The organism is Oceanipulchritudo coccoides, from assembly GCF_010500615.1.
Classification (GTDB): domain Bacteria; phylum Verrucomicrobiota; class Verrucomicrobiia; order Opitutales; family Oceanipulchritudinaceae; genus Oceanipulchritudo; species Oceanipulchritudo coccoides.
The window spans coordinates 125,210-141,988 of sequence record NZ_JAAGNX010000003.1 but is presented as its reverse complement, the minus strand read 5'-3'; the positions used below and the strand labels follow the sequence as shown (position 1 = coordinate 141,988).

Here is a 16,779-nt window from a genome sequence, read left to right as displayed (position 1 = left end):
CTGGCAGGACTTGCCAATTACTAAAAGGCGGCTCAGATTCCATCATATGATGGATCCACGTTATAACACATTGGCTAAAAACCTTGTTGGCTACTCGGTCTCCGTAAAGAAAGGGGAGCGTGTCCTGATCGATGCTTTCGACGTACCGGACGAAATGGTCGTGGCACTTGTCCGCGCCGTCCGTGAAAAAAAGGGAATTCCGCACGTCCAGTTGCATCACGCCCGGGTATCGCGCGAGATGCTGATGGAGGTGACGGACGAGCAAATCGATTTCCAGGCAAAGCACGAGCTGCAGCGCATGAAGGGAATCGACGCCTACATCGCCCTGCGCGGGGCCAATAACATTTTCGAAAATTCTGATGTGCCCAGTTCCCGGATGGCAAAGGCCATGAAGGCCATGCGACAAGTCCAGAACTGGCGCGTCCGGAAGACCAAATGGGTGGTTCTTCGCTGGCCAACCCCGGCAATGGCGCAGCAATCCCTGTCCAGTACGGAATCATTCGAGGACTTTTACTTCCGTGTCTGTTGCATGGATTATTCACGCATGTTACCCGGTCAGCGTGCCTTGAAGAAGCTGATGGACAAGACCGACCGCGTTCAAATCAAGGGACCCGGCACGGACTTGAGTTTCTCCATTGCCGGACTTGAGGCTGTGATGTGCGCCGGATTGCGAAACATCCCCGACGGGGAAGTCTTCACTGCCCCGGTGCGTGACAGCGTGGAAGGTGTCCTCACCTATAACGTTCCCTCGGTCTACCAAGGCATCTCGTTTGACAATGTCCGCCTCGAATTTGAAAAAGGGAAAATCGTCAAGGCGAGCTGTGCCGGACAAAACCGGAAGCTGAAGGCCATCCTCGATAGTGATCCCGGGGCGCGTTACATTGGCGAGTTTGCCATCGGGTTCCATCCGCACATTCGCGAACCGATGCGGGATACCTTGTTTGATGAGAAGATTGCCGGAAGCTTCCACTTCACGCCGGGCCAGGCATATGAAGGCGTGGCTGACAACGGCAACCGTTCGCAGGTTCACTGGGACATGGTCCACATCCAACGCAAGGAATACGGCGGAGGCGAGATGTACTTTGACGGTAAGCTCATCCGGAAAAACGGCATTTTCATTCCCAAGTCCCTGCACAAGCTTAACCCGGATTACCTCCTCGCTGACTAATACGGATGCCACACCAGCCCGATCCTGAATTAAAGGCCTTCCTGGCAAGCCTTCCAAAGACGGAAACGCACCTGCACATCGAGGGTGCCTTGCCGTGGGACCTTTTGAATCAGCTCGATCCCGGGCGATTCACCCATCCTCCGAAGTCATGGGATGATCACTACAAGTTCTCGTCCTTCGCGGAGTTTGAGGAGGAGCTGCTCAGCATGGCTTTTGCGTGGTTCACTTCACCAGAGCGCTATTATGAGGCTGCGAAGAAGATCTTCAATCGCCTGCACACCGAGGAGAACGTCCAGTACATTGAGACCAGTTTTGCTTCGGGCATGATCGAGTATCTCGGCCTCGACGGGGAGGCCGTGGCCAAGGCTATCAAGGCCGCAGCTCCGGCAGGCGTTCCGGTTCGGGTCTTCATGGGGATTCATCACAATGGCTATACCGAAAAGAGCCGCCCCTTTATTGAGGACAGCCTGCGTTGGGAGGCACTTGATGGACTGGACCTGCACGGAACGGAGACGGTGCCCCTTGAGCCGTGGACTGCCGACGTCTGGAAGCGTGCCCGCGAGTCAGGCAAGCGGACAAAGGCACATGCCGGTGAATTCTGCGGGCCGGAATTTGTTTGGCAGGTGGTGGAGGAACTTGGTGTCCGGCGCATCCAACACGGGGTGCGCTCAGTGGATTCACCGCGGCTTTTGCGCCACTTGGCGGATATCGGGGCGATTCTTGACGTGTGCCCGATCAGCAATGTCAAACTCGCCGTCGTTGAGCGGATGCAGGATCATCCGATCCGTGAGCTCTTCGAGGCAGGTGTGACATGCACCCTGAGTACGGATGATCCCATTTCCTTCGGTAACACCCTTGGTGAGGAGTATACCGCCCTCTACAACGAGCTCGGATTCAGCTATGCCGAGCTTGGTGAGCTGGCAGCCAATGGGTTCCGTCACGCGATCGGCAGCAAGGAGCAGTTTACCGGACATCTCGATACCATTGCCGCCACTGTCTCCCGGTTTTCCAACCCCTCCGAGAGCTGATGAAAGCCGGGAGGGAAGAGGATTTGTCCCTCACGGTCCCTGACGATGTCAGGATGGCCCGGGCGGATAGGATGCTGGCAAATTTGCATCCCGACCTGAGCCGGTCCCGGTGGCAGAAACTTTTTCAGGATGGACGCGTCTGGATGGATGACCGGGTGCTTCGCCAGAAGGACAAGCTCCGTGCCGGTGATGCCGTGCAGGTGAGCCTTCCGCCTATTCAGCCCCTTGAGCTGGTTCCGGTGGATATGGATCTTGATGTGCTCTTCGAGGATGAGAACCTTCTCGTGCTTAACAAGCGCGCCGGTGTGGTTGTCCACCCCGGTGCAGGAACCGGATCCGATACCCTTGTGCACGGCTTGTTGCATCACTGTAAAGGCTCCCTGCACGGAATTGGCGGGACGGAACGCCCCGGAATCGTCCACCGCCTCGACAAGGAGACCAGCGGAGTAATGCTCGTCGCAAAGTCCGAGCAAGCCTTTCATCCACTTGCCGAGCAGTTTGCCGAGCGACAAGTGAAGAAATATTACACGGCCCTTGTCGCGCGGGTACCTGGCGCAGCCAATGGATCCATTGATCAGCCGATTGGCCGCCATGCTGTCCATCGGACCCGGATGACCTGTCGTGCCGACGGGAGGAGCGCCCTGACGGATTACTCCGTGATCGAGGCATATGGCAAGGCGGCAGCGCTTGTCCGCCTGCAGATCCATACGGGCCGGACTCACCAGATCCGTGTCCACATGAAATGGCTCGGACATCCGATACTGGGTGATACGCTCTACGGGTTTCGTCCAGCGCTTCTTCCAGACACGGCGAAGGCCCTCGATATCCCGCGGGTCATGCTGCACGCCACCGAGATTGAATTTACCCATCCCGTCACGAACGAAATCATGCGAATCTCCACACCCTTGCCGGAGGACTTTGAGGACCTGCAGATCTTGTTGCGCAAGAACTATCCAGTGGCTGAAAGCCATTGACCAAAAGCCGGCTATCCTTGATTCTTCCGCCCTATGAAGGCACAAGAGCTTTTTGATTGGCCCGACGGCCTCCCGTTTTCGGAGTTTTTCAATCTCGATGCGCATCCGTGGGAATGGCTCCCAAAAATCCAGGAAGCGCTGGCCTCTTTTGATTTTGAAGCGGTCGAAGGACGCGACGATATCCCGTCCGGTGTGGATATAAGCGGACCGGTCTACATCGATCCCAGCGTATCCCTGCCGGCGTATTGCACAATCAAAGGGCCTGCCTGGATTGGGCCACGCGTGGAAATCCGTCCGGGAGCCTACATTCGGGGAAATGTCATTGTCGGGGCTGGTTCAGTCCTTGGGAATGCCTGCGAGTTTAAGAATTGCCTCCTGATGGAACGGGTCGAGACGCCTCACTACAATTACGTGGGCGACAGCATTCTCGGCAACCGCGCCCACCTCGGTGCGGGGGCGATCTGCGCCAACCTTCGCCTGGCACGTGATGAGGTCGTGATCAAGATTGACCGGGAACGTTTTTTAACCGGTTTGCGAAAAGTGGGCGCTTTTTTGGGGGATGGGGCCGAAGCCGGATGCAACAGCGTCCTGCAACCGGGAACTATTCTCGGGCGAAATGCAGCGGTCATCAGTATGCCCTTCAATGGCTATTTGCCGGCAGGGAAAATTGCCCTCCCGGAAAACCGGTTTCGCGTCCTCCCACGCCCGGAGGCCTGAGGCGAAACAACCCAGGCATCGGGTCCCGCGTTCGTCGAATCATCATCAACCCAGGCATCGGGTCCCGCGTTCGTCGAATCATCATCAACCCAGGCATCGGGTCTCGCGCTCGTCGAATCATCATCAACCCAGGCATCGGGTCCCGCGTTCGTCGAATCATCATCAACCCAGGCATCGGGTCCCGCGTTCGTCGAATCATCTTCAACCCAGGCATCGGGTCCCGCGTTGCGGAACCCTCAACCTGGGCTAGATATGCCAGCCCTTCGGGCGGCCAGATCTAGAAATGGCCCAACGGGCCGGAATCAATAGCCCAGGCTGACGAACCCGCAACGCGGGGACGGATGCCTGGGGCTGATAATCCCCCTTACGGATTCAAGAGGCGAATCACGTCCGCATGAATCTTTGGATGGCAGGCGACAAGGCTCTCCGCCTTGAACGGATCATCGCCCTTCCAGCTTGTAGTAATGGCGCCGGCTCCCCTGAGGACGGGAATCAAGGCGGCAAGGTCCCACAAATTGAGAATGGGATCCGTCATGATATCCACACCGCCTGAGGCGAGCAGGGTATATCCGAAGCAATCGCCCCAGCTGCGATATTGTCCAGTCGCCTCAAGAAGGGCCTTCCATCCGGTGCCGTCCTGATGAACTTCCGGAGCCTTGGGGTCGGTTGTGAGGAGAAAGCAATCCTTAAGGGGCGGTGGTTCGCGAAGTGTAGTGGGATGATCATTACGCAGGCATATCTCGTTGTCGCCAATGAAGAGCTGCCCGATCGCCGGAAGATGAATGGCACCCCAGATAGGAAGATTGTTTTTCTGCAGGCAGATCAAGGTGCCAAAGTGGGGTGAGCCGGCGGCGAAGGAACGGGTGCCGTCAATTGGATCGAGAATCCAAGTGTATTCCGCATCGGCATTATCCGATCCGAATTCCTCCCCGATAATCCCATGATCCGGAAACTCCCGGGCAATCCGTTCGCGCATGACTTCCTCGGCCTTCTTGTCGGCGTAAGTGACCGGTGTATCGTCATCCTTGAGCTCAACTTTCAAACCGGGGTTTGCAAAGAGCGGATTGATCACTTTGGCGCTTTCCTCGGCGAGTAATTTCAGGAAGGGGATGATGGCTTTTTCGTCCTTCATAAGGGGGTGGATTGAGTGACGGGAAGATGTGTGTGAACGAGTGATTCAAGCTCCTCCATGGTATTCGTGGCAAGGTCCGGATCTTCCGCCTCGGCCAGTAACCGGATCTTCGGTTCTGTCCCGGAGTAGCGCAACAGGATGCGCCCACGCTGGCCGAGCCGTCCATTGAGCGAGTTGAGGGCGTTCTGCAATGCGGTTTGCTCCTCGAGCGGTAGCTTCTGCTTCACGTTCAGGTTTTTCTTCAATTGTGGGAACGGGCTGAAAATGGAGGCCAGATCGGCCAGTGTCTTCTCGCTCTTCATCATTTCCCGTAGGACCAGCAATGCTGCCAGCAAGCCGTCTCCGGTGGGCAAGTGATTCATGGCAATAAAGTGGCCGCTGGCTTCGCCGCCGAGGACGTAGCCCGCCTTCTGCATCGCGTAAAAGACCTGCCGGTCACCTACGCCAACCCGCTCAAGCCGGACGCCGGCATCCGCCAGGCATTTGTCCAGCCCGAGATTACTCATGATTGTGGCGACAACAGCCATTCCGGGCAATTCATTGCGGGCCGCCCATCCATTTCCAAGAATGGCAAGGACCGCATCCCCGTCGATTACCCGGCCCAGATGATCACAGAGGATCACCCGGTCACCATCACCATCGTGGGAAATCCCCAGATGGGCATTCAGCTCGACGGTGGCCTTGCTGATCACCTGCGGATTCTCGCTTCCAACATCGGCATTGATATTATCACCCGTCGGTTCACACCCAAAAGGAATGACCTGCGCCCCGAAACGCCCCAGCAACTCGCCCGAAGTCCGGTAAGTGGCCCCGTTCGAACAGTCCAGGACAATCCGGATCCCCATCAGGGCGCCGTCTGGGAGGATGTCCTCGTAATGGTCGAGGTAATGCCTGCGAGCCTCGTAATAGCGCACTGCGGGCGTGAATTCAAAATCCTCACTGCTGGCTTCAGGGATTGAATCCAGAATGGCCTCAATTTCCTCCTCCTGTTCTTCGCGCAGCTTAAATCCTGATGGCCCGAACAGCTTGATCCCGTTGTCGGTGGCGGGATTGTGTGAGGCTGTGATGACAATCCCCATATTCAAGTTGAGGTCGCGGACCGTTGTGGCCACGGCCGGAGTCGGGCACACACCCGCATCAAATATCTTGATTTTTTCGGCATCCAGCCCTCGCGCCAGTGAAAGAAACAGGTATCCGCCCGAGGAACGGGTATCCCGGCCAATGGCAACATGGTAGGAGGCTGAAGCAGGGGATTGGCGCATCCAGCGTCCGACCGCCCGCCCCAACCGGAAGACAAACTTCTGGTCCAGCAGCGGACCGGTTACCCGGTCACGAATGCCATCTGTGCCAAAATACTTCATTCTGCCGGATTGGTCGCCTTGTAGAAGGCTTGTGCCCTGTCCAGCCATGAGCGCAGGGCACCTCCGAGCAGGATTTCCCTTGCGAGGGACTGTCCTTCAGCGAGTGAATCCACTTTTTCCAGAATCAGAAAGGCTGCCGCCGCATTCAGCACCAAGGTGTCGACCAGCCCGGATCGGCCACCTCCCTCGAGGATGTCCTCAAGAATGGCCTTGTTCTCGATGGCTGTGCCGCCGCGGAGTTGGTCCATGCCAGTCGGTGGTAATCCGAGGCTGGAGGCATTCCAGCTGTCCTGCAGGGATTCCAGCGACCCAAACCCGGAGATAAGATTATCCCCGGCTGTGGTAAATTCATCCATATTGAGCCCTCCGGGCAACTGGCAGCAAACCGTCAAGCCGCGCTTCAGGCCGAGATTGTGCAAGGCTTGGGCCAGTGGCTGAACCCATGATGGCGAAAATACACCAAGCAGCTGGTAAGCCGGCTTGGCCGGATTGATGAGGGGGCCAAGAATATTGAAAATTGAGCGCTTCCCCTCGGCTGCCATTTCTTTTCGGACCGGCATGATCTCCTTGAAGGCCGGATGAAAGGCCGGTGCGAAGAAAAAGCAGAAATTCAATTCCTCGATGGCATTCCTCAAAAGTTCGGGTTCGGTATCCATGCGGATTCCCCACGCCGAAAGAAAGTCCGCTGAGCCGCTCTGCGAAGTGATGGCCCGGTTCCCGTGCTTGAGGACCTTTGACCCCGAGGCAGCCACGATAAACGCTGTCACCGAGGAGATGTTATAGCCTCTCGAGCCGCTACCGCCGGTTCCGACAATGTCGATGGCCTCCGGGGCAATATCCGACAACTGCGGATCTTTGGCCAGTTTGCGGAAGACCTTGGCGAAGGTGGTCACCTCCTCCACGGATTCCCCCTTTGCATGGAGCGCATCAAGAAAGGCCTTCTTGCCGGCTGGTTCGACGCCTGATTCCGTGAGGGCCTGCGCCGCGGCAGCACAGTCGGCCTCATTCAAGTCCAGACCATCGCGCAGGTGTTGCGTTATTGTAGAGAGTTGAGACATCCTTCCCACAGGAAAGGAGCCCCTTTTCCCCTCGCAAGGTTAATTTACCGGATGATTGGCAAAAAGCGCATGTCATCGGTTGCCTTTTGACTGAGACTCGCTTTCGTGAAAGTGAGTTTATCAATTATTATGAGCGAAAAAACCTGTATTACAGTTGCCCGGGGCGATGGAATTGGCCCGGAAATCATGGAAGCCACCTTGAAGGTGCTTGAAGCCGCCGGCGCACGCCTTTCGTACGAGGAAATCGAGATTGGCGAAAAGCAGTACCTTTCCGGCCAGACTTCCGGGATCAGCCCGTCCGACTGGAAGACCTTGCTGAAAAACCGGGTTTTCCTGAAGGCTCCCATCACGACGCCGCTCGGTTCAGGCTACAAAAGCCTGAATGTGACTATCCGGAAGAGCCTGCGCCTCTTTTCCAATGTGCGTCCCTGTAATGCCTACGCACCGTACGTGACTACCAATTTTCCGAAGATCGACATGGTCATCATCCGCGAGAATGAGGAGGATCTTTACGCGGGAATTGAGCACCAGCAGACGGATGAAGTGGTGCAGACCCTCAAGCTCGTAAGTCGGCCGGGTTGTGAGGCGATCTGCCGCTATGCCATGGAATATGCCCGTGCCTATGGCCGCCGGAAGGTGACCTGCCTGACGAAGTCCAACATCATGAAGCACACCGATGGGCTCTTTCAGCGCGTCTTTGAGGAAATTTGTAAAGAGCCCCAGTACGCGGACATCGAGACCGAGCACCGGATCATCGATATCGGGGCCGCCCTTGTGGCTGCCCATCCGGAAGATCTTGACGTGATTGTCACGCTCAACCTCTACGGTGACATTGTGAGTGACATTGCCGCCCTCGTCGCGGGTTCCGTCGGTCTGGCCGGTTCCGCCAATATCGGATTTGATGCAGCCATGTTCGAGGCCGTGCATGGGTCCGCCCCGGATATTGCCGGAAAGGATATCGCGAACCCCTCGGGCCTACTGAATGCCGCCACCATGATGCTTGTCCATCTCGACCAAGGGGATGTGGCAATGAAGATTCGCAATGCCTGGTTAAAGACCCTTGAAGACGGCATTCACACCGTCGATATCTACAAGGAAGAGACTTCCAAGAAGAAGGTCGGGACCCAGGCTTTCGCCGACGCGGTCATCGAGCGACTTGGCCAGATGCCTGAAACCTTCAAGCCAGCCTCTTTTACGAATCAGGGAATCCATATCGAGTTGCCGGATCATCCCCCGAAGGAAAAGAAACTCGTTGGGATCGATGTCTTCATTGATTGGGAGGAAGCCGACCGTGATCCTAATGTCATCGGCGACAGCCTTGCCAAGCTCAGCGGCGACGGACTGCTTCTGAAGCTGATCACCAACCGTGGGGTGAAAGTGTATCCAGACGGGCTTGAGGAAACCTTCTGTACCGACCACTGGCGTTGCCGCTTTGTCGGAACCGCGGAAGACGGCACCTGCACCCATAGCCAGATCTCCAGTCTGATGCTTCGCGTGGCCAACGCCGGCTTTGATTTTATCAAGACCGAACACCTGTATACCTTCAACGGAGAACGCGGATACTCGCTTGCGCAGGGAGAGTAGTGAGAGGTCTGCCCTTTATCTCGCTGATCGCGGGAAGCTGCCTGCTTCTGTCTTTCAGTGGATGCGCCCGTGAGAGACTGGTCGAGAAGGCTGCCAGGGACGGATTGCTGTTGATCGGAAACGGGCCCGAACCGCAGGCCCTTGATCCACATGTGACAACGGGCCTGCCCGAGCTTGCGATCCAGATGGCACTCTATGAAGGGCTAGTCTCCCCGCATCCGGAAAGCCTTGAGCCATTGCCTGCCGTTGCGGAGTCGTGGAACCAGGCTGATGATGGAATGACGGTGACTTTCACCTTACGCAAGAATGCAAAATGGTCGGATGGCAAACCAGTCAGGGCAGGGGACTTTGTTGCCGCATGGGAGCGCGCCCTGAATCCCACCCAGGGAACTCCGTACGCCCAGATGCTGTACGTTATTGGTGGAGCGGAGGCCTACAACCGCTCGGAGACAACCGACTTTTCAGAGGTTGGTGTTGAGGCCGTCTCCGAAACACAGCTGGAAGTCCGCCTTTCCCGGCCTGTGCCCTATTTCCTATCGTTGCTGATGCATCCCGTCTGGTATCCGATTCCATCGCATTTGGATACGGATGATGATGCTTCCAATCGAGTCGGAGCCTGGGCCAGCGCGGAGGGGTTTGTCGGGAACGGTCCCTTCATCCTGAAGGAATGGCTTCCCGCCCAATATGTCGAGGTTGAGCGCAACCCATTGTATTGGGATTCCACTACAGTTTCCCTGAATGGAATCCGCTATTATTCAATTGATGAGCCCGGCGCGGAGGAACGGGCATTCCAATCGGGCCAGCTGCATGTGACGGATGCCTTGCCGCCGGCACGAGTGCCAGCTTACCAGCGCGAACAATCCCAGGTTCTCCGGATTGATCCGATTCTCGGGACCTATTACATCCTTCCCAATGTCCGTGAAGGCGTCTTGTCGGATTCCCGCGTTCGGAAAGCCTTGTCGCTTTCCATAAACCGGAAGGCAATCTCTGAAAAACTGCTTGGCGCTGGACAACTACCGGCCTACGGGTTCGTTCCGCCCAACATGCCCGGTTACGAAGCCACCTTTACGGATGAGTATGATCCGGCGAGGGCCCGCCAGATTCTGGCCGAAGCGGGTTATCCCGGTGGCGAAGGCTTTCCTGCCTTGGAGTATCTGCTCAATAGTTCGGAAAGCCACCGGAAGATTGCTGAAGCTCTTCAAGCCATGTGGCAGAAGCAACTCGGCATAGAGGTCCAGCTCGTTAACCAGGAATGGCGGACCTATCTGCAACGGCGGGCAAGCGCGGATTTTGAACTGGCCCGGGCCTCATGGATGGGCGATTACGCGGAGCCCTCAACCTTTCTTGATCTTTGGACGGCTGATAGCGGCAACAATTGGGCGGGCTGGGTGAATGCGGAGTACGATGCCCGTATGGAATCAGCGCATGAATCGACCGATCCGGCTAGTCGGATGCAGCTCTACGCCGATGCCGAGCAAGTTCTTTTACGCGAACAGGCAATAATTCCCCTGTACCATTACGTGACGGTTTATCTCAAGGATCCCTCGCTAAAGGGGTGGAGCAGCAATATTCTCGATTGGCACCCGGTGAAATATCTTTCCCTTGAGAAAGCGGCACAGTGAGCGCCGGGCTCAGGCCTGCGGGTCGATGAAATCGCCCATATTGCGGTATTTCTGGTAACGGGCCTCCAGAAGCTTGGTCAGGGAGAGCTTTTCCAGTTCCTTCAAGTTGCGTTCCAAGGCCTCGCGAATGGCATCGGAAGCCACATCAGGATCGCGATGGGCGCCGCCCAGGGGTTCCTCGATCACTTCGTCGGCAATGCCTTGTTCCATCAATTCCTTGGCGCCAAGTTTGAGAGCATTGGCCGCTGTTTCGGAAAACTTACGGTCCCTCCAGAGAATGGCCGCGCAGCCTTCAGGCGGAATCACAGAATAATAGGCATGCTGTTGCACAAGGAGCTTGTCCACGACGGCAATTCCGAGAGCACCGCCACTGCCGCCTTCGCCAATGATAATTCCAATGACCGGTACCTTGAGGACAGACATTTCACGCAAATTCCGTGCAATCGCCTCCGAAACGTGACGCTCCTCCGAACCGACACCGGCGTAGGCCGCCTTGGTATCAATAAAGGTGATGACAGGCATCTTGAAGGATTCGGCCAACTGCATCAGGCGAAGGGCCTTGCGGTATCCCTCGGGGTGAGGCATGCCGAAATTGCGACGAAGGTTTTCCTTTACGTCACGACCCTTCTGCTGGGCGATGATCATGACAGGTTTGCCATTGAAAAAGGCGGTTCCGCCGATCAGGGCCTGATCGTCGCCGTAATTGCGGTCCCCGTGCAATTCCTGGAACCCTGTAAAGATTCGGCCGATGTAATCGAGGGAATAAGGGCGCTTCGGGTGGCGGGCCAGCTGGACCCGCTGCCATGGGGTAAGATGCGTATAAATGTCCCGTTTTGTTTCCTCAAGGCGTGTTCGGATGGCCTCTGCCTCGGTCGAGACATCAAAATTCTGTTCCTTGGAAGCCGCCAACAGCTCCTCCAGCCGTAACTGGAGATCGCGAAGCGGTTTTTCAAACTCGAGAGTAAATTCAGCCTTATCCATAGATTTTAAAGGCGTAGGCTAAATGACATTGCGGCTGGCTGTCAATGGCGTCGGTTTCGAGGAAATCCAAGGCACGTAGGGAGCGGCTTTATGCGGCGAAGTCGCGGGGGAAACGCTCTCAACGGCTCATTCGTCCTCTTTCAGTTGTTCCTTCCACCCGAGGACACGCGCCCGGGCCCCGTGTTTTTCAGCTTCTTCCTTATTGCCCGATTCCATCCATATGCGGGAAAGGGTCGTGTGGATATGGACATCGTCCTCTTTCAGGCCAACAGCGATCGTTCCTGCCTCAAGGGCCTTTTCAAGGTTATCCCGGTCAAAGTAGATCTCCGCCATGGCATGCCATGCGGAAAAGCAGGCCGGATCCAACTTGACCGCCTTTTCCAGCTTTTCCAGGGCTGCATCGTGCTCACCCATTGTGAAATCAAAGGTTGCATCGTCCACAAGTGCTTGCGCCTTTTCCTCTTCCATGTCTTGAGGGAATCGCAGCTTTTGCCATTTGGAAAGGAATTTTTATTGCATGGGAGGCGATGGGCATTTCGATTCTCTCCATGGTAAAGTTTCCAAAGCTACCAAGTCCGGTCAAACAGGTGAATCCATTTTGCGAAATTCGCCGCTCACCGATCCATGGAATGGGTGTTTTCGCGTCCCGAACCATTCGCAAGGGTACGCGGATCATCGAGTATGTTGGGGAACTCATCGACAAGGAGGAATCCAACCGGCGTGGCTTGGACCTTTTTGAAGAGTCGAAGAAGACCGGCGGGGCCTCTGTTTACATATTTGACCTGAACGAGACGCACGATTTGGACGGGAATAAGTCCTACAATGACGCCCGCCTGATCAATCACTCTTGCGAGCCCAATGCGGAGATGGTCAATGAGGACGACCAGCTCTGGCTCTTTGCCTTGCGCGAAATTCTTCCAGGCGAGGAGATCACCTTCGATTACGGTTATGATATTGAGCACTTCCTTGATCATCCTTGCCGTTGCGGGACGGATGAGTGTGTCGGCTTTATCGTGTCGAGGGAGCAATGGCCCAAATTGAAGCGGACCCTGCGGAAACGTAGTGGAAAGAAGAGTACAAAAACAGCATGAGGATTGTCTCATGGAATGTGAATGGGCTGCGTGCGGTCCTTGGTAAGGGCCTGCAGGATTACCTGCAAACGGAGCAGGCGGATGTCTACTGCTTTCAGGAAATCAAGGCAAATCCTGAGCAGGTTGACTGGCAAGTGCCCGACGGTTACACCGCATTCTGGAACCCGGCCCAGCGCAAGGGCTATTCCGGAACGATGATTCTATCCAAGTCCGAGCCGGCAAACTATCATGCTGGTATTGGGGAGCCGGAAGGGGACGCCGAAGGGCGCGCCCAGACCCTTGAATTTCCCTCTTTTCATCTGGTCAATGTCTACACGCCCAACGCAAAGGGAGACCTCTCCCGCTTACGATTCCGCACGAGTGTATGGGATGAGGCTTTCAGGGAACATTGTGCCACACTCGCGAGGACAAAACCTGTTGTGTTTTGTGGGGACCTCAACGTCGCCCACAAGGAGATTGACTTGGCCAATCCCAAATCAAACCGAGGCAGTGCCGGGTTCACTGATGAGGAACGGGAAGCTTTTGAGAAGCACTTGGAGGCTGGCTTTATCGATTCCTTCCGTCATTTCAATGATCAGACCGGGCAGTATTCCTGGTGGAGTTACCGGGCCGGTGCACGGGCGCGCAACGTGGGTTGGCGGATAGACTACGTCTGCGTCTCCGATATGTTCAAGGAGCGCATGCAAAGCGCCTTTATCCGGCCCGAGGTGACCGGTTCGGATCATTGCCCGGTCGGGATCGATCTGGAAGTGTGATTAGCTGGCTGGTTCCCAGACCTGTGTCCGGCCCAGGAGCGAGAAGCCGATGAATCCACGCACCTCCAATTTGCCATCATCGCGCAGGCTGAGTTTTGCCTTGTAGACCTTGCCGTTCTTGGGATCGAGGATACGCCCGCCCACAGCCTTGGTTTCGGATGCGGAGTCCATGTCCCAGAGAATGACCATTCCCTTGATTGGCTTTCCCTTACGGTCGCCCGGGCAGTCATCACAAAGCGGATTCGGTCCGCGGTCACTGTGGAGAATTTCGATAATTCGGCCTTCCAGTTGTCCTTCAGGAGTCCGGTAGATCTCCACGAGCGATTTTGTTTTGCCGGTGGCATCATCAATCGTCTTCCAGATGCCGGTCATTCCAGCAGCCGTGGCAGATAGATGAACAAGGAGGCAGAGAAGGGTGAATGTGACTAATCGTGAGAGTTTCATGACCCGTTCCTATACACCTGAACAGAAAGGGTCAAGTGTCACGCTGCCGAACCTCATGCGGAAGAACGGCATAATAGATGCCGATCCAGAGGACTTTGGAAAACCGGTAGGTCAGAAACGGCAAAATAAGCGCGCCGAGCCCGGCCAGAAGAAGGGCGACCTTGATGGGAATCCATCCAAACAGAAAGGCCATTCCCACGGGCAGGACCCAGAGGAGGCAGGTAATGCTGTAATTAAGTGGAATGGCCCCGAGGCTCCATCCGTCCTCATGCTCAAGGGGAAGTCCGCAAGCCGGACAATATTCGTGCAGCCTGTAGCGGGATTTGAATACATTTTTTCCGGAGCACCGTGGACAGCATCCCCGGATTCCCCGCATGAGGTAAACTTGCCGCTCAGGAGGCATTTCAGGACATTAGCGGGCTGGGATAGACGTCGTCGGCGATCAATTCGCGCAAGCGTTGCTGGACGATCGGCTTGTCACCGGGATAAGTGACGCCAAACCAGCTTGCGGAGGTTTGCAGAAGATCACAGCTCGTCTTGCCCGTACGGATCAGCTCGTCAATGAAGGCCGGGATGTAGAACTCTGATTTGGGCTCTTCACCATAAGTTTCAAGGAATGCCGAGAAGGCACTTTCCAAGGGATCAAATATTTCGGCGGTGAAGCCCCAGAAGTTCATGGAGACGAGGCTCTTTGGATCTAGTTCGACAGGCTTTCCATCGGCCTCCTCGCCAGTGATGATAGCGTTTTCCTTGCGTGCAATTCCGGTCACTTCCCGGACCGAGAGCAATTGGTCGTCTCGGGACTCACAAATGCCCCGGTTGACCGATCCATGCTCCGAGAGCGTATTGACCAACGGGTAGCCGACCATACACATGGGCAGCTTACCCGAGCCCTTGTTCGAAGAAAAGTAATCCGCAAGGACCCGGTATGCATCGGCCCCGTAAAAGTCGTCGGCGTTGATGACCGCGAAGGGTCCGATGACTTGGTCGCGTGCTGCCCTGAGGGCGTGCGCGGTGCCCCATGGCTTGGTCCGGCCCTCCGGGACAAGGAAACCAGCTGGTAGGTCATCTAATTCCTGGAAGGCATAACCAATTTCAACTTGCTTCTCATAGCGCTTGCCAATTGATTCGCGAAAAGCCTCTTCAATGTCGCGGCGTATGACAAAGACGACCTTTCCGAAACCAGCGCGCATGGCATCATGGACCGAGTAATCCAAAACGGTCTCATTGTTTGGTCCCATCGGATCGAGTTGTTTGAGGCCGCCGTAGCGGCTGCCCATTCCGGCAGCGAGAACGAGAAGCGTGGGTGCGTTGCTCATAGGATTGAGGATGTTTGGCAGATTGGGACCATTGGCAAATGATTATATTTGATCTTTATACCCTGCTCGCACGCGATTTATACAAAAAATTCCTCACGACCTGAGCATACGCAACCGGGACGGATCGAGGAAGGCGTTCAGGACAAGGTCCGCGTTGACCGATCCCGCCTTGGCGGGCTTTGCCTGCCCCAACGTTTGGTAGATTTCCGCGAGGGATTTGCCGTAGTGATCGAGCCCATAATTCTCCCGGATCCGTTGTGAATTTGAGGAGATCACGGACTGATCAAGTGCGTCCATGTTAACGGGCGAGGTGACAAGGCTCTCATTGCTCGCACATACCGCCCGGATCGCCTCTGCCTGGGCGGTTTCGTCGAGACATGAAAAATCAACCGTGTCATTGCTGATGAGTTCGTTCCAGACATCTTCCAGCAAATCGCTTTTCAAGGACCTTCCATATGCTGTGTAGATGGCGTTCAGGCACTGGATAAAACGTTCCTTAAATCCCGTTACATCGAAGAGCGAGCAGGGGATTTGCCATTCCGGATACAAATCTGGCAGGTGAATCCCGTTTTCCTTGAAGTCACCCGTTACTTCCGGAAGGTCCCGACCAGTGACCGGTTTACCCAGAAGCCATGGCTCGAGAAAGGCCAGGCCGAAGCCCTCCCCAACGCTCGTCGAGACCATCGCATGGGCTTCACTGATCAAAGACGCATAGGTGTGACCCGCTTGCTCGCCAAGGGCAAACTCAACCGGCAAGTTCAACTCTTTCGCAAGGGCTGCCCAATCATCATGGATGGGAGTCCATTGTGGATTTTTAGGGGATAGTGTCGTCGCAAAGCGGTATCCCGGATTGGTTGCAGCGAGTAGTAACAATTCCCCTACATTTTTCCGACGGATAGCCCGGGTTGGATAAAGGATCAGCGGCACCTCATCCGGGTGACGTTCCCGCTTCATCTCCTCATCTGAAAAGTCTGGAATGGAAACCGCATTGGGCAACCAGAAGAGATTGCTCTCTGGAATGCCTGCTGACTTGAGAATTGCCAAATCGCGGCCATTGAGAACGGCATAGCCGATTTGCGGGGCAACCGGATACAGTGCCTTGTCCGCGTCTGAAAAGGTGCCGTCCTCGTAGGGTTTTTGCCGGGTCTTGTAATTTCCAGGCCGTCCATCTTCGGCAAAGTCATGAATCTGTAGCAGGACTCGGGCACCGTCATCAATCAACCGCCGCAGGACCTCGGGGAAACAGGCGTTCTTTCCAAGACTATGGTTGTGGATGTGCCAGACATCGGGATCTCCTCCAAGATGTTGGCGTGCCGTTTCGCGGACTGCCTGGTAAAGCGCATCTGCCTTTTCGGTTGTGGCCTGATCATCATAGGCAAGGGGAGGAATCACTCCCACGCTGCATGGCAGGGCCTCCTCCGATTCAGTTGAGGAAAGAACAACCGATGCTTCCACCTGATCGCCAAGCGCTTCCAGCGCGGAAGAAATGACGCGGGTAACGCCTCCCTTGCGCAAGTGATAATGGATAATAGCCAGCCGCATGGC

Annotated in this window: 17 protein-coding genes; 8 read left to right on the top strand and 9 right to left on the bottom strand. The window is 55.9% G+C overall.

The features are described 5' to 3' along the window. Positions 1-46 precede the first annotated feature (46 nt). From G0Q06_RS11190 to G0Q06_RS11175, 4 genes are read left to right on the top strand one after another with little or no spacing between them, the layout of a single operon-like run. On the top strand, positions 47-1,168 hold the full coding sequence (locus G0Q06_RS11190; protein ID WP_163965934.1) for an aminopeptidase: 1,122 nt from the start codon (positions 47-49) through the stop codon (positions 1,166-1,168). Between the two features lie 5 nt (positions 1,169-1,173). Then, the gene (locus tag G0Q06_RS11185) at positions 1,174-2,196 is read left to right on the top strand and encodes an adenosine deaminase family protein (protein ID WP_163965932.1); all 1,023 of its coding nucleotides are present in this window, start codon (positions 1,174-1,176) and stop codon (positions 2,194-2,196) included. Beyond that, positions 2,196-3,170: an RluA family pseudouridine synthase gene (locus tag G0Q06_RS11180; RefSeq protein ID WP_163965929.1), complete on the top strand. Its 975-nt coding sequence runs from the start codon at positions 2,196-2,198 to the stop codon at positions 3,168-3,170. The genes G0Q06_RS11185 and G0Q06_RS11180 overlap by 1 nt, the downstream gene beginning before the upstream one ends. 33 nt (positions 3,171-3,203) lie before the next feature. Next, positions 3,204-3,887 carry an LbetaH domain-containing protein gene (locus G0Q06_RS11175; protein WP_163965926.1) on the top strand — a complete coding sequence of 228 codons (684 nt, stop codon included), beginning with the start codon at positions 3,204-3,206 and terminating at the stop codon, positions 3,885-3,887. A 364-nt stretch (positions 3,888-4,251) separates the two neighbouring features. Here the strand turns inward: G0Q06_RS11175 and G0Q06_RS11170 are convergent, their stop codons facing one another. The 3 genes from G0Q06_RS11170 to trpD are packed head-to-tail and all read right to left on the bottom strand — an operon-like array spanning position 4,252 to position 7,438. Continuing rightward, complete coding sequence (locus G0Q06_RS11170; protein ID WP_163965924.1) at positions 4,252-5,019, bottom strand: inositol monophosphatase family protein; 768 nt, start codon at positions 5,017-5,019, stop codon at positions 4,252-4,254. After that, positions 5,016-6,380 (bottom strand): phosphoglucosamine mutase, encoded by a 1,365-nt coding sequence (glmM, locus tag G0Q06_RS11165; protein WP_163965922.1) that lies wholly within the window; start codon positions 6,378-6,380, stop codon positions 5,016-5,018. The genes G0Q06_RS11170 and glmM overlap by 4 nt, the downstream gene beginning before the upstream one ends. Beyond that, positions 6,377-7,438 (bottom strand): anthranilate phosphoribosyltransferase, encoded by a 1,062-nt coding sequence (gene trpD / locus G0Q06_RS11160; RefSeq protein ID WP_163965919.1) that lies wholly within the window; start codon positions 7,436-7,438, stop codon positions 6,377-6,379. Before trpD ends, glmM begins: the two co-directional genes overlap by 4 nt. A 129-nt stretch (positions 7,439-7,567) precedes the next feature. Between trpD and G0Q06_RS11155 the strand changes: the two genes are divergently transcribed. Beyond that, a complete protein-coding gene (locus G0Q06_RS11155; RefSeq protein WP_163965916.1) occupies positions 7,568-9,022 on the top strand; it encodes an NADP-dependent isocitrate dehydrogenase in 1,455 nt (484 codons plus the stop codon). Further along, a complete protein-coding gene (locus G0Q06_RS11150; RefSeq protein ID WP_163965913.1) occupies positions 9,022-10,644 on the top strand; it encodes an ABC transporter substrate-binding protein in 1,623 nt (540 codons plus the stop codon). The genes G0Q06_RS11155 and G0Q06_RS11150 overlap by 1 nt, the downstream gene beginning before the upstream one ends. Positions 10,645-10,653: 9 nt before the next feature. Here the strand turns inward: G0Q06_RS11150 and G0Q06_RS11145 are convergent, their stop codons facing one another. Together G0Q06_RS11145 and G0Q06_RS11140 are read right to left on the bottom strand one after the other, a co-directional pair. Beyond that, positions 10,654-11,625: an acetyl-CoA carboxylase carboxyltransferase subunit alpha gene (locus tag G0Q06_RS11145; protein ID WP_163965911.1), complete on the bottom strand. Its 972-nt coding sequence runs from the start codon at positions 11,623-11,625 to the stop codon at positions 10,654-10,656. Positions 11,626-11,751: 126 nt separating this feature from the next. Next, positions 11,752-12,093, bottom strand: coding sequence for a tetratricopeptide repeat protein (locus G0Q06_RS11140; RefSeq protein WP_163965908.1), 342 nt, complete (start codon positions 12,091-12,093; stop codon positions 11,752-11,754). 80 nt (positions 12,094-12,173) lie between these two features. On the opposite strand from G0Q06_RS11140, the gene G0Q06_RS11135 reads away from it, so the two are divergent. Beyond that, on the top strand, positions 12,174-12,716 hold the full coding sequence (locus tag G0Q06_RS11135) for an SET domain-containing protein (protein ID WP_163965905.1): 543 nt from the start codon (positions 12,174-12,176) through the stop codon (positions 12,714-12,716). Continuing rightward, positions 12,713-13,471 carry an exodeoxyribonuclease III gene (locus G0Q06_RS11130; protein WP_163965903.1) on the top strand — a complete coding sequence of 253 codons (759 nt, stop codon included), beginning with the start codon at positions 12,713-12,715 and terminating at the stop codon, positions 13,469-13,471. Before G0Q06_RS11135 ends, G0Q06_RS11130 begins: the two co-directional genes overlap by 4 nt. Here G0Q06_RS11130 and G0Q06_RS11125 read toward each other — a convergent pair whose 3' ends face one another. The 4 genes from G0Q06_RS11125 to G0Q06_RS11110 all read right to left on the bottom strand — a co-directional run bounded on the left by G0Q06_RS11125 (position 13,472) and on the right by G0Q06_RS11110 (position 16,776). Next, on the bottom strand, positions 13,472-13,915 hold the full coding sequence (locus G0Q06_RS11125) for a DUF2147 domain-containing protein (protein WP_163965901.1): 444 nt from the start codon (positions 13,913-13,915) through the stop codon (positions 13,472-13,474). 31 nt (positions 13,916-13,946) lie between these two features. Continuing rightward, positions 13,947-14,318 (bottom strand): DUF983 domain-containing protein, encoded by a 372-nt coding sequence (locus G0Q06_RS11120; protein WP_163965899.1) that lies wholly within the window; start codon positions 14,316-14,318, stop codon positions 13,947-13,949. 1 nt (position 14,319) lies between these two features. Next, positions 14,320-15,234, bottom strand: coding sequence for a nucleotidyltransferase family protein (locus G0Q06_RS11115; RefSeq protein ID WP_163965898.1), 915 nt, complete (start codon positions 15,232-15,234; stop codon positions 14,320-14,322). A 93-nt stretch (positions 15,235-15,327) separates the two neighbouring features. After that, positions 15,328-16,776, bottom strand: a complete 1,449-nt coding sequence (locus G0Q06_RS11110; protein WP_163965896.1) for a glycosyltransferase family 4 protein — start codon at positions 16,774-16,776, stop codon at positions 15,328-15,330. Positions 16,777-16,779: the final 3 nt, after the last annotated feature.

Bases quoted from the DNA above. Each gene is read 5' to 3' on its own strand.
- G0Q06_RS11190 (WP_163965934.1), top strand. From the start codon at position 47: ATGATGGATCCACGTTATAACACATTGGCTAAAAACCTTGTTGGCTAC.
- G0Q06_RS11185 (WP_163965932.1), top strand. From the start codon at position 1,174: ATGCCACACCAGCCCGATCCTGAATTAAAGGCCTTCCTGGCAAGCCTT.
- G0Q06_RS11180 (WP_163965929.1), top strand. From the start codon at position 2,196: ATGAAAGCCGGGAGGGAAGAGGATTTGTCCCTCACGGTCCCTGACGAT.
- G0Q06_RS11175 (WP_163965926.1), top strand. From the start codon at position 3,204: ATGAAGGCACAAGAGCTTTTTGATTGGCCCGACGGCCTCCCGTTTTCG.
- G0Q06_RS11170 (WP_163965924.1), bottom strand. From the start codon at position 5,019: ATGAAGGACGAAAAAGCCATCATCCCCTTCCTGAAATTACTCGCCGAG.
- glmM (WP_163965922.1), bottom strand. From the start codon at position 6,380: ATGAAGTATTTTGGCACAGATGGCATTCGTGACCGGGTAACCGGTCCG.
- trpD (WP_163965919.1), bottom strand. From the start codon at position 7,438: ATGTCTCAACTCTCTACAATAACGCAACACCTGCGCGATGGTCTGGAC.
- G0Q06_RS11155 (WP_163965916.1), top strand. From the start codon at position 7,568: ATGAGCGAAAAAACCTGTATTACAGTTGCCCGGGGCGATGGAATTGGC.
- G0Q06_RS11145 (WP_163965911.1), bottom strand. From the start codon at position 11,625: ATGGATAAGGCTGAATTTACTCTCGAGTTTGAAAAACCGCTTCGCGAT.
- G0Q06_RS11140 (WP_163965908.1), bottom strand. From the start codon at position 12,093: ATGGAAGAGGAAAAGGCGCAAGCACTTGTGGACGATGCAACCTTTGAT.
- G0Q06_RS11135 (WP_163965905.1), top strand. From the start codon at position 12,174: ATGGTAAAGTTTCCAAAGCTACCAAGTCCGGTCAAACAGGTGAATCCA.
- G0Q06_RS11130 (WP_163965903.1), top strand. From the start codon at position 12,713: ATGAGGATTGTCTCATGGAATGTGAATGGGCTGCGTGCGGTCCTTGGT.
- G0Q06_RS11125 (WP_163965901.1), bottom strand. From the start codon at position 13,915: ATGAAACTCTCACGATTAGTCACATTCACCCTTCTCTGCCTCCTTGTT.
- G0Q06_RS11120 (WP_163965899.1), bottom strand. From the start codon at position 14,318: ATGCCTCCTGAGCGGCAAGTTTACCTCATGCGGGGAATCCGGGGATGC.
- G0Q06_RS11115 (WP_163965898.1), bottom strand. From the start codon at position 15,234: ATGAGCAACGCACCCACGCTTCTCGTTCTCGCTGCCGGAATGGGCAGC.
- G0Q06_RS11110 (WP_163965896.1), bottom strand. From the start codon at position 16,776: ATGCGGCTGGCTATTATCCATTATCACTTGCGCAAGGGAGGCGTTACC.